The following is a 12,948-nucleotide window of genomic DNA, read 5'->3' as shown; positions in this document are numbered from 1 at the left end:
CTGTTTTTCAAACTCATCATTTAGGAACTGAAACAACACTTCGACTCCGCTCAGTGCGACAATTCAGGATGACAAGCTTTATTTCTATTTTAATTTGAATTTACCTGTTGATAAATCTTGTTCTGGTTTCCGAAGATTTTAATAAATCCTTTAGCTTCATCTGCCGTCCAGCCTTTATTCTCCTCGCCGTAGCTACCAAACTTCGCACTCATTAAATCATGCTCTGATGAAATACCATCTAACGTAAAGTGGTAAGGTTTTAATGTTACAGTAACATCGCCACTCACTTTATCCTGGCTGCTTTGTAAAAAGGCTTCCATATCTCGCATTACCGGATCTAAGTACAAGCCTTCGTGTAAATGCATGCCGTAGAAACTTGCAATATATTCCTTGTGTTGTAACTGCCATTTAGTAAGCGTGTGCTTTTCTAATAAGTGATGCGCTTTAATAGTGATTAATGCTGCAGCAGCTTCAAAACCAACACGACCTTTAATACCAACAATAGTATCACCCACGTGAATATCTCTTCCAATGGCATACGCCGAAGCTAAATTGTTTAGAGTCTCAATATTGATTTCAGGATCGTTTTCAATACCATTAACAGCTACCAACTCTCCTTTTTCGAAGGTTAATTTCACTTTTTCTTCTTCAGAATGTTTTAACTGAGATGGGTAAGCTTCACTTGGTAAAGGTTTTTCAGAAGTTAAAGTTTCAGATCCTCCAACACTGGTTCCCCAAAGTCCTTTGTTAATCGAATATTTTGCTTTTTCCCATGACATATCTATACCATTGGCTTTTAAATAGTCGATTTCTTCCTGTCTTGTTAATTTTTTATCTCTAATTGGCGTGATAATTTCAATATCTGGTGCCAAAGTTTGGAAAATCATATCGAAACGCACCTGATCGTTACCAGCACCCGTACTACCGTGAGCAATATACTCGGCATCAATACTCTTTGCGTACTCAATAATCTCAATAGCCTGAATAATACGTTCTGCACTTACAGATAACGGATATGTATTGTTTTTTAATACGTTTCCAAAAACTAAGTACTTTACTACTTTTTGATAAAACGTTGCTACTGCATCTATATTCTTATAGGTTGTTACACCCATTTTATAGGCATTTGCTTCAATTCTATCAATCTCGGCTTTGGTAAATCCACCGGTGTTTACACTTACCGCATGCACTTCAAATTCTTTTGATAAGCTTACTGCACAATACGAAGTATCTAACCCGCCACTATAGGCAATTACTAATTTTTTCATCTGCTATATTACTTTTGGTCTTTTTTTTTTAAGAACATGGTTTCCTTGATATGTTTTAATCTGTTGAAAACCTTTTCTTTCACTTTTTTCTGTTTTTCTAATTTTGATTTAGGGTCGTAAAGCATCCCTGTACACAAACACATTTTTCGGTTGGTTCTTGTTAAAACATCGTAATTTCTACAAGTCTGACAACCATCCCAAAATGTTGAATCGTCGGTTAACTCAGAAAATGGCACAGGTTTATAACCTAAATCACTGTTCATTTTCATAACGGCTAAACCGGTTGTTATACTAAAAACTTTAGCATCAGGAAATTTAGTTCTTGAATGCTTAAAAATTTTGTGTTTTATCTTTTTTGCCAAACCCACATTTCTGTAATCAGGATGTACAATTAATCCTGAGTTGGCCACAAACTTACCATGTCCCCAAAGTTCTATATAACAAAACCCTGCAAACTTTTCGCCTTCCAAGGCTATAACCGCATTTCCATTTTCCAATTTTTTTGTGATATATTCTGGAGTACGTCTGGCAATACCTGTCCCTCTTACAGCGGCTGATTCAGCAATGGTTTCGCAGATAATTTCTGCGTATTTAGCATGTGATTTATTGGCAATTAATACCTCAATGTTTTTCATAAACCAATCTAGGTTATAAATAAAATGTTATGATAATAAATATTTGTTGCTTGTCTTTAGAATCCGAATAAAATTACTAGAATAAACCTAAAAACACAACATAACACACTGCAAGTGAGTTAAATTTAGGTAAAGTTAAATGGATTCTTTTTTGTTGAAGAAGCAGGGCACACCTACCTCGAAATAAATTATTAAACCCTCAAGGGACGGCGAAAACGACGTGCAGGAATAAATGCGTTAAAACTTATGTTCAAAGACTGAACATTTAAAAATGTAAAAATATAATTTGTCGTTTTCATAATAGTAACTCTAAATCGTCGGCGTTAGCCCCTTTCGTTAACTAGATGATGCAATATTACATAAAATTTTTAATCCAAATTATTACATTTCTTAAAAAGCATGTAATTTTCACAAAAATTAATAATATATTCAATTTTACTTTATTTTGCACATAAATAACTCAACATAAAGCAATTTCATTAAGAATTCAACAAAGAATCCTATTAGCTACTTCACTAAAATCTTGAGTAAACGCAAAAAATAAATACTCAATCTCACATATTGCTTTATTTATATATTTGTTTAGAAACAACTAACTCCAAAAAATTTAATTAAATACTACGTGAAAAGCAACTTTATACTCTTTCTAATTGCTATTTTTTATTCATTTAATTTATCGGCTCAAAATCAAATTATTAATAGAACAAACTCCCCTTATCTAGCTCAAAAAAATATGACAAAACAACTTACCGCCCTTTTCTTCCTTTTAATTTGTTCTTTCCATTCAATCAACGCACAATGGTCTGTACGTGGTAATAAAACGGATAAAAACGCCAGATGGAACCATATACAATTATTTAGCGAAGCAGAATGGGATTCCAGTAATTTTGCTTCTGAAAAAGACATGCAATGGTTCAATGATGCTCGATACGGCATGTTTATTCATTTTGGCCTTTCAACTTATATTAAAAAAGACCTTAGTTGGGGTATGTGCTACACAAGAAAAGCGCCTGATGGCGGTCATGGTCCTATTGCAGACTCCGTTTGGGTTACCTATCCTGAACACTTTAAATTTGAAAATTTCGACGCCAAAAAGTGGGTTAAGATTGCCAAAGATGCAGGCATGAAATACATTGTAACCATCGCTAAACATCATGATGGTTTTCATATGTGGGATACAAAATATTCAGATTTCAAGGTTACAAATACGCCTTTTGGAAGAGATTATTTAAAAGAAATCGCCGATGCCTGTCATGAAGCAAACATGAAATTTGGAATCTATTATTCGCAACGTGATTGGTATCATCCAGATTACGCACCTATAGACACAACGTTGGTTGTCCGTCAAAAAGAAGCACCCTATTTTAACGCTAAGCCAGGTGTTGAAAAAGTCCTTCCAGGACCTACACACGATAAATACAAAGCATATCAATTCAATGTAGTCAAAGAATTATGCACGAATTACGGCAAAGTGGATATTTTTTGGTTTGATGCTTCTTGGTGGGGTGGTATGTTTACTGCTGATATGTGGGATTCTGAAGAATTAACCAGAATGATACGTAAATTACAACCAGGAATTATAATTAACAATCGTGCTTCAATTCCTGGAGATTTTGATACGCCTGAACAAAAAATTGGCATGTACCAGGAGCGCCCTTGGGAAAGTTGCATTACACTAACACATTCCTGGTCTTATTCTGGAACACCACCAAAATCAAAAGAAAAAATCATAAAAATGATAACGTCTACTGCCTGCGGAAATGGTAATATGCTTTTAAGTTGGGGTTCACAATGGAATGGTGCATTTGATGATGTCGAGGTAGAACGATTGGAAGACGTTGGCCAATGGATGAAAACCTACGGACAATCTATTTACAATACTAAAGGAGGCCCTTGGTATCCTCAAAAATGGGGAGGGAGCACGCACGAAGACAAAACCATTTATTTACACATTACCGACAAATCGCTTAATTCATTAAAGCTGCCTGCAATACCCTCAAAAATAAAAAAAGCCCAATTACTTACAGGTGGAGAAATAAGTTTCACTCAAAACAAATCGGAAATTGTTTTTAATCTTTCAAAAGCGAACAAAAACGAAGAAACCATTATTATCGAGCTTACATGCAAAGAAACAATTACCGAAATGTCTGGAGACGCTTTGTCTAACTCCTTATTTTCAGACCCTTTATACGGCAATATTATTTCGGATAATGGGACCTTCACAATAAGTTCACAATCTCAGGAAGACGATTCTAGTTTCCATAATTTATTATTTTCAAACAAACTATTTAACAGCCCTTTTGCTTTTCATAGTAAAGAAGAAAAAGAAGCATTTGCAATTATAGATTTAGGAAAAAATTATCAAGTTAAAGGTATCGATATTTTTAATCAGAAACATTATTTAACCAACGATCTTAATTTTAGTGTCTTTACTTCAATAGATGGTGAAAACTGGAACAAAATTGAAGATAAAAAAGGAAGCTTTTATCATTGGGAAGTTCCGGTAACCCAGTTTAATGCCGGTATTGAATTACCAGGAATTAAAGGACGCTACATAAAAATTTCTGTAGAGTCCTCCTCTACTGCTGCCCTTCATTTAAAAAAATTACAAGTTTACGGTTCTGAAATTAACGAATAAAAAACTCAGGGATATCTAAAATTGAAACGTATTAAAAACAAAACCAACCTTAATTTTTAAAATATTTTACATGAACCTTATAAAATATACTTTACTACTTTTATTTCTTTCAATACAAGTGCTGGTAGCACAAACCGAAGTTCCAATTCCAACACAAGCTCAATTAGATTGGCAAGATGCCGAATTGGTTGCTGTTTTTCACTACGATCTCCATGTATTCGATAACAAACAATACAACCAAAAAATCAACAGAATTACACCGGTTGAGGACATCAATATTTTTAACCCTAAACAACTTGATACCGACCAGTGGATTAAATCGGTTAAAGATGCTGGTTGTAATTTAGCGATTCTTACCGCAACGCACGAAACCGGTTTTGCCTTATACCAAAGTGATGTTAATCCATACTGTTTAAAAGCTGTAAAATGGAAAGATGGAAAAGGCGATATTGTAAAAGATTTTGTTGAATCTTGTAGAAAATACGGCGTAAAACCAGGTATTTATATTGGTATTCGCTGGAATTCGTTCTATGGCATTCATGATTTTAAAGTTCAGGGGACAGGCGAATTCGCCGAGAATCGTCAAAAACATTACAACCGTATGTGTGAAGGTATGGTAGACGAACTGATGTCTCGATATGGCGATTTGGCTATGGTTTGGTTTGATGGTGGTGCTCATGGTCCCGAACAAGGTGGAGCCGACATTTTACCTATTGCTGAAAAACATCAAAAAAATATTATTTTTTATCACAACACACAACGTGCAGATATTCGTTGGGGAGGTAGCGAATCTGGAAAAGTACCTTATCCTAGTTGGGGCACTTACCCATTTCCTTACTCGCATTCTACCAATCAAAAGGTCATTTTTAAAAACAATTTCGAGTTATTAAAGACAGGAGATCCTGATGGCAAATATTACATGCCAGCCATGAGCGATGCCCCGCTTAGAGGTTATAACGGGCGCCATGAATGGTTTTGGGAACCGAATGACGAAGAACACATTTTCCCTTTAGAACACCTAATAGACATGTATTACAACTCGGTTGGACACAACAGCTCTCTTATTTTAGGCATTACCCCAGACCCGAACGGACTAATTCCTGAGCCTGATGTAAAACGTCTAAAGGAATTTGGAGATGAAATCAATCGTAAGTTTTCAACCCCGGTTGGAACAACATCTGGGAACAAATCTAAACTAATTATAAAGCTTTCAAAAACTCAAAACATTAATCAAATTGTCTTGACCGAAAACATTGCCATTGGAGAACGTGTGAGAGCTTTTGTTTTGGAAGGAAAAACTAAGGAAGGCTGGAAAACTATTTTTGAAGGCTCTTGTATTGGGCATAAATTTATCCATAAGTTTGATGAGCTAAATGTTTCACAAGTGCGTTTAAAAATTACCGAATCTAAAGGAAATCCGGAAATTAAATCTTTTGAAGTTTTCAGCACAGACAACTAAAACAATATTCTACATACAAAAAAAATCGAGGGCAAAACCCTCGATTTTTTTCATCTAATTATATCATTTTTTACAAAATATAATCGGTACTTATAAAATTAGACACCTTTTTATCCAGAAGTTCATTTAAAATGGCTCTGTTGTAATCGTTATCTTTTGAAGCTACAAAAGTTCTAATAGAGAACGAACGTAACGCATCATGTACACTTAAGGTACCATAAGCCGAATCCTTTCTTCCTGTAAACGGATAAACATCGGGGCCGCGTTGGCAAGAACTGTTTAAATTCACACGACAAACTAAATTTACCAAAGTATCAATAAGCGGCGCTAACGTATGTACATTTTTACCAAACAAACTCACTTGTTGCCCATAGTTCGATTCTGCCATATCATCTAAAGGTTCTTCTATATCTGAAAATGATATCACTGGAATTACTGGTCCAAATTGTTCTTCCTGATATACACGCATCTCCTTATTTACAGGATAAAGTACAGCAGGATAAATAAAATTTTCTGTTGTTTCCCCGCCCTTTTCATTTAAAATAGTCGCTCCTTTCTCTAAAGCGTCATCAATTAATTCCTGAATGTAAGCTGGTTTTTCAACTTCCGGCAGAGGGGTTAATTTAACACCAGCTTCCCAAGGATTTCCAAATTTTAATTGATCCACTTTATAGGAAAAACGTCTGTTAAACTCTTCAGCTACCGATTCATGAACATACACCACTTTCAATGCCGTACAACGTTGTCCGTTAAAAGATAATGTTCCAGCAATACACTCTTCAACTGCTAAATCTAAATCGGCATCTGGTAAAATAATCGCCGGATTCTTGGCTTCCAACCCTAAAACCATACGTAACCTATTCCCTTTAGGGTGTTGCGATTGTAAAGCGTTAGCCGATTTACTGTTACCAATTAACGCCAAAACATCAATTTTTCCAGATTGCATGATTGGCGTTGCCAAAGTACGTCCGCGACCATACACAATATTAACTACGCCTTTTGGGAAACTACTTTGAAAAGCTTCTAACAGCGGAGTTATTAATAACACACCGTGTTTTGCAGGTTTAAAAATCACCGTATTCCCCATGATTAACGCAGGAATAAGCAATGAAAATGTTTCGTTTAACGGATAATTATAAGGCCCTAAACATAACACCACTCCTAGTGGTCCACGACGAATATGTGCATAAACGCCTTCGCTTTTTTCAAACTTTGCAGAATCGCGATCAATTTGTTTATAAGCTTCAATGGTATCGTAAATATAATCTACAGTTCTGTCGAACTCCTTTTGAGAATCTGGCAGGTTTTTACCTATTTCCCACATTAAAAGTTTTACAATTTCTTCGCGCTTGGTCTTCATCTGCTCGACAAACTTGGTCATGCAAGCAATTCTATCAATCACTTTCATTGTTGGCCATAACCCCTGACCTTTATCGAAAGCTTCTAAAGCAGAATTAAGAGATTCTGCAGCTTCCTTTTCACCTAATTGAGGTACTGTTCCTAACAAGGTAGGCTTATAATCTTCGGTAGAAGAAATAGTAGAAAAAACTTCTGCCGTTTCTCCGTGCCATTCTTTTAGTTCACCGGAAACTAAATAACTATTTTGATGGATTAATGAGGTAATTCTATATTGTTCAGGTATTTCTGAAAATTTCGTCTTCATAGGTTAATCGATTTCACATTAAAAACTATGAATAAAGGTACTCATATTTTAGCTAATAATATTTTCAAAAATCAATATTAAGGATAGAAATATTGCATTTTCAGCATAAAAATGAAACCTCGAAAAAATGCACAGAACGATAACGTTTTCGGTTAAATAAAAAGCAATAAAAAAGCCGCATTTTAATGCAGCTTTTTCACACTAGAAACTGAAACAAATCAGGTTTATTATTCAAATAATCTCCAAAGAAATTACGTTGTTTCATTTTGGTAATTAAAGGTTCCAAATCGTCGGATGATTTTAATTGAATACCTACCACAGCAGAACCATTTTCCCGATTAGTTTTCTTGGCATACTGAAAAAAGGTAATATCGTCGCTAGGTCCTAAAATATCAACCACAAATTCTCGTAAAGCTCCTGCACGTTGCGGGAATTTCACAATAAAATAATGCTTTAAGTTAGCATATAATAATGCACGTTCCTTAATTTCGGCGGTTCGGGTAATATCGTTATTACTACCACTCACTACGCAAACCACGTTTTTACCTTTAATTTCCTCTGCATAAAAATCTAATGCCGAAATACTCAAGGCTCCTGCAGGTTCAACTACAATAGCATCTTTATTATAAAGTTCTAAAATAGTTTCACAGACTTTACCTTCGGGTACCGTAATCACATCATGTAAATTAGCTTTACAGATTTCAAAAGTTAAATCCCCCACACGCTTTACTGCAGCGCCATCAATAAACTTTTCTATCTCGTCCAATTCGGTATTAACCCCATTCTCAATTGAAACTTTCATCGAAGGTGCACCTTCCGGCTCAACTCCTATAATTTTAGTATCTGGAGACAAAGTCTTAAAAACCGTTGATAACCCAGAAGCCAGTCCGCCACCGCCAATGGCAATAAAAACATAATCAATAGACTCGGTTGCTTGCTCTAAAATTTCAAGACCGATGGTGGCCTGACCTTCAATTACTTTCTCATCATTAAAAGGATGTATAAATGTCTTTTTCTGCTCCTCGCATTCTTTCATGGCAGCATTATTCGCATCATCAAATGTATCGCCAATCAGTTTGATTTCAATATAATCTTCACCAAACATTTTTACCTGCTCTACCTTTTGGTTTGGTGTTGGCGCAGGCATATAAATACTCCCCTTAATTTTTAATAATTTACAAGATAATGCCACACCCTGCGCATGATTTCCGGCACTGGCACAAACCACCCCATTAGCAGACTCTTCGGCCGTTAACGAACTTATTTTATTATAAGCCCCACGGATTTTATACGAACGTACCTGCTGTAAATCTTCGCGCTTTAAAAGTATGTTAGCATCAAATTGTTTTGAATACCTTAAGCTAGGGCCTAAAGGCGTAACTGCCGATACTTTTTTAATGGTATCGGCAGCTACTTTAACTTTATCTATGCTAGGAAAATAAGTCGTTTTCCCTTTTTCCATAAATGCTTTTTTTTAGATTTCCACCTTCGTGGAAACACATATTAAACGATTGGCTTCATAGCCGTCATAGATGCTCTTAAGAACGCTCCAACCTTTTCAACAGGATGATTTCTTAACGCTTTATTAACCGCTATTAACTTCGCGTTATCAACACCTTTACCATTATCTTTAGCATACGCTTTACCAATAACATCGGTATCGATTTTTGTCATGAAATCTGCTAATAATGGCTTACAAGCATGGTCGAATAAGTAACAACCGTACTCAGCAGTATCAGAGATTACAGAGTTCATTTCATATAATTTACGTCTTGCAATCGTGTTTGCAATAAGTGGTGTTTCGTGTAACGACTCGTAGTAAGCCGAAGCATCGATGATACCTGAATCGGTCATAGCTTCGAAAGCTAATTCTACACCGGCTCTTACCATAGCAACCATTAACACACCGTTATCGTAAAACTCTTGCTCAGAAATTTCAACATCACCAGCAGGCGTTTTTTCGAAAGCTGTTTCGGCTGTAGCCGCTCTCCATGTTAATAAGTCTTTATCTCCATTTGCCCAATCAGCCATCATACCTGCAGAGAAACGACCTTCCATAATGTCATCCATATGCTTTTGGAATAACGGACGCATAATGTCTTTTAGTTCTTCTGAAAGTTCGAATGCTTTAATTTTAGCAGGATTTGAAAGTCTGTCCATCATGTTAGTGATACCACCATACTTAAGACCTTCAGTGATAGTTTCCCATCCGTACTGGATTAATTTAGAAGCATAACCAGCATCGATTCCTTTTTCAACCATTTTATCGAAACAAAGAATAGATCCTGTTTGTAACAAGCCACATAAAATGGTTTGCTCACCCATTAAATCAGATTTTACCTCAGCCACGAAAGAAGACTCTAACACACCTGCTCTGTCACCACCTGTTGCAGCAGCATATGCTTTAGCTTGTGCCCATCCTTTACCTTCCGGATCGTTTTCAGGGTGAACGGCGATTAATGTTGGTACACCGAAACCTCTTTTATACTCTTCGCGAACCTCTGAACCTGGACACTTAGGCGCTACCATGATTACAGTTAAATCTTCACGAATTTGAGTTCCTTCTTCAACAATGTTAAATCCGTGAGAATATGATAATGTTGCTCCTTTTTTCATTAAAGGCATTACCGCGTTTACAACACTGGTATGTTGCTTATCTGGAGTTAAGTTTAATACTAAATCTGCCGTTGGAATTAACTCTTCGTATGTTCCTACATTAAATCCGTTATCTGTTGCATTTACAAACGATTTGCGTTTTTCAACAATCGCCTCAGCACGTAAAGCATAAGAAATATCTAATCCTGAATCTCTCATGTTTAACCCTTGATTAAGTCCTTGCGCACCACATCCTACGATAACAATTTTTTTGCCTTTTAATGCATTTACACCATCTTCAAATTCTGAAGAGTCCATAAATCTACACTTCGATAATTGGTCTAATTTATCTCTTAACGAAAGTGTGTTAAAATAATTTCCCATTTTTAATTTCTAGTTATTATGATTATTGAATGCCATAAGCATATCGGTTACTCTCATTTCGTCTTTTGTTACTGCAATACGTCCGGCACGCACAAACTGCATGATACCAAACACATTTAAATCTCTGCGTAATGACTCTATTTCATGTCTTCTTCCAGATTTCTCTAAAACAAAAAACTCTCGGTTTACGGTAACAATTCTTGAATTGCTATCCTTAATAATATTTTGAATTTGCGGCTCTTCGAATAATAATGCCGACTTGATTTTAAACATACAAGACTCAGTATAAATCGTTTGTTCATCAGTATGATAATACGCACGAATAACCTCCACTTGTTTTTCAAACTGCTTCACTATTTTGGCAGCCTGAGCTTCTGTAATATTGACAACAATAACAAATCGGAACACATCATCGATTTCAGATTGTGATGTTGTTAAACTTTCAATATTTATATGTCTACGCTGAAAAATTGCCGAAACACGGTTTAGTAAACCAATGTTATTTTCGGTGTAAAGCGAGATTGTAAATGTTTTTATTTCTTCGTTCATTTTTTCTGATTATTTAGCTTAAACGCACATCTGAAACCGAAGCTCCTGTTGGAACCATAGGGAATACATTATCCTCTTTTTCTACACATACTTCAAGGAAATAAGCGTCTTTTGAAGCAATCATTTCTTTAACAGCATCTGCCAGTTCCTCTCTCTTCTTCACACGTTTTGCATCAATGTGATAGCCTTTTGCAATCGTTACAAAATCAGGATTAGTCATTTCGGTAGACGCATAACGCTTATCGAAGAATAACTGTTGCCACTGACGCACCATTCCAAGGAATTCATTGTTCAGTACCACAATCTTAACAGGTACTTTAGTCTGGAAAATAGTTCCTAACTCCTGAATATTCATTTGGAAACCACCGTCACCAATTATCGCAACCACTTCGCGGTCTGGCGCCGCCATCTTCGCTCCAATAGCTGCTGGCAACGCAAACCCCATAGTTCCTAAACCACCCGAAGTAATATTACTTTTTGAAACTTTAAAATCGGCGTAACGGCAAGCAATCATCTGGTGCTGACCAACATCGGAAACTACCGCTGCATTACCTTTAGTTTCTTCATTAATTTGTCTTAACACCTCGCCCATCGTTAAACCTTCCTTAACCGGATGTAGATCACCTTTTATAACTTTTTCGAACTCTATAGCATATAAATCTTTGAATTCTTGTAACCAGGCATCATGAGATTTTGCCTCTAAAAGCGGTAATAACTGCGCTAAACTATCTTTAGAATCGCCTATTACAGCAACATCGGTTTTTACGTTTTTATCAACCTCTGCCGGGTCAATATCAAAGTGAATGATTTTTGCCTGCTTTGCGTAAGAATCTAATTTTCCAGTAACACGATCATCAAATCGCATCCCTATAGCAATTAACACATCACACTCGTTAGTTAATTTATTTGGCGCATAATTTCCGTGCATTCCCACCATTCCAATATTTAATGGATGAGAGGTTGGAATTGCCGAAGCCCCTAAAATGGTCCAGGCTGCAGGAATACCAGCCTTTTCAATAACCGCTTTTAGTTCTTCTTCTGCTTTACCTAAAATAACGCCTTGTCCCCAAACAATCATAGGTTTTTTAGCTGCGTTAATTAAATCGGCTGCAGCCTGAACATCGGCAGGATTGGTTTTAGGCACTGGAATATAACTACGCACACCTTTACATGGCGTGTATTCAAAATCTAATTCACCCACTTGCGCATCTTTAGTAATATCGACAAGCACAGGTCCCGGACGACCACTTTTAGCTATATAAAATGCTTTAGCTAAAGCCTTAGGAATATCGGCAGCTTTAGTTACCTGACAATTCCATTTAGTCACCGGTGTAGAAATACCAACAATATCGGTTTCCTGAAACGCATCACTTCCTAACAGATGAGAAAACACCTGACCAGTAATACAAACTATTGGCGTAGAATCGATTTGTGCATCAGCAATACCCGTAATTAAATTGGTTGCTCCCGGCCCTGATGTTGCCATCGCGACCCCGACTTTACCAGAAATACGAGCATAACCTTGAGCTGCGTGAGCCGCTCCTTGTTCGTGCCTCGTTAAGACGTGATGAATCTGGTCTTGGAACTTGAACAATTCATCATAAACAGGCATAATAGCTCCTCCCGGATATCCGTAAAGGATGTCTACACCTTCTGCAATTAAGCTTCGTACCACAGCTTCGCTTCCTGAAATACGCATTGTTTTACTTGCCACTTCTTGTGTTTTGTTTTCAGTTTGTGTATTCATAATTCACAAT

Annotated in this window: 9 protein-coding genes; 2 read left to right on the top strand and 7 right to left on the bottom strand. The window is 36.4% G+C overall.

Going from position 1 to position 12,948, the window contains the following annotated elements; translation table 11 throughout:
* Window positions 1–89: 89 nt before the first annotated feature.
* The gene (locus tag R1X58_RS08220; protein ID WP_240573664.1) at window positions 90–1,268 is read right to left on the bottom strand and encodes an argininosuccinate synthase; all 1,179 of its coding nucleotides are present in this window, start codon (window positions 1,266–1,268) and stop codon (window positions 90–92) included.
* Window positions 1,269–1,276: 8 nt separating this feature from the next.
* Complete coding sequence (locus tag R1X58_RS08215) at window positions 1,277–1,894, bottom strand: GNAT family N-acetyltransferase (protein ID WP_240573837.1); 618 nt, start codon at window positions 1,892–1,894, stop codon at window positions 1,277–1,279.
* A 742-nt stretch (window positions 1,895–2,636) separates the two neighbouring features.
* Between R1X58_RS08215 and R1X58_RS08210 the strand changes: the two genes are divergently transcribed.
* Window positions 2,637–4,541 carry an alpha-L-fucosidase gene (locus R1X58_RS08210; protein ID WP_240573665.1) on the top strand — a complete coding sequence of 635 codons (1,905 nt, stop codon included), beginning with the start codon at window positions 2,637–2,639 and terminating at the stop codon, window positions 4,539–4,541.
* Between the two features lie 70 nt (window positions 4,542–4,611).
* Entirely contained in the window at window positions 4,612–6,000 is a 1,389-nt protein-coding gene (locus R1X58_RS08205) for an alpha-L-fucosidase (protein WP_240573666.1), read from the top strand.
* A 70-nt stretch (window positions 6,001–6,070) separates the two neighbouring features.
* On the opposite strand, the gene R1X58_RS08200 is transcribed toward R1X58_RS08205, so the two are convergent.
* The 5 genes from R1X58_RS08200 to ilvB all read right to left on the bottom strand — a co-directional run bounded on the left by R1X58_RS08200 (window position 6,071) and on the right by ilvB (window position 12,938).
* Window positions 6,071–7,663: an NADP-dependent glyceraldehyde-3-phosphate dehydrogenase gene (locus R1X58_RS08200; protein ID WP_240573667.1), complete on the bottom strand. Its 1,593-nt coding sequence runs from the start codon at window positions 7,661–7,663 to the stop codon at window positions 6,071–6,073.
* A 196-nt stretch (window positions 7,664–7,859) separates the two neighbouring features.
* The gene (ilvA, locus tag R1X58_RS08195; RefSeq protein WP_240573668.1) at window positions 7,860–9,125 is read right to left on the bottom strand and encodes a threonine ammonia-lyase IlvA; all 1,266 of its coding nucleotides are present in this window, start codon (window positions 9,123–9,125) and stop codon (window positions 7,860–7,862) included.
* A 41-nt stretch (window positions 9,126–9,166) separates the two neighbouring features.
* Window positions 9,167–10,642, bottom strand: coding sequence for a ketol-acid reductoisomerase (ilvC, locus tag R1X58_RS08190; RefSeq protein WP_240573669.1), 1,476 nt, complete (start codon window positions 10,640–10,642; stop codon window positions 9,167–9,169).
* Window positions 10,643–10,651: 9 nt separating this feature from the next.
* Window positions 10,652–11,191 carry an acetolactate synthase small subunit gene (ilvN, locus tag R1X58_RS08185; RefSeq protein ID WP_240573670.1) on the bottom strand — a complete coding sequence of 180 codons (540 nt, stop codon included), beginning with the start codon at window positions 11,189–11,191 and terminating at the stop codon, window positions 10,652–10,654.
* A 13-nt stretch (window positions 11,192–11,204) separates the two neighbouring features.
* Entirely contained in the window at window positions 11,205–12,938 is a 1,734-nt protein-coding gene (ilvB, locus tag R1X58_RS08180; protein WP_240573671.1) for a biosynthetic-type acetolactate synthase large subunit, read from the bottom strand.
* Window positions 12,939–12,948: the final 10 nt, after the last annotated feature.

The sequence above is a fragment of the Aestuariibaculum lutulentum genome (assembly GCF_032926325.1).
Lineage (GTDB): Bacteria > Bacteroidota > Bacteroidia > Flavobacteriales > Flavobacteriaceae > Aestuariibaculum > Aestuariibaculum lutulentum.
Note: the sequence above shows the minus strand (reverse complement) of the source record. Positions and strands in the feature narration are given on the sequence as shown.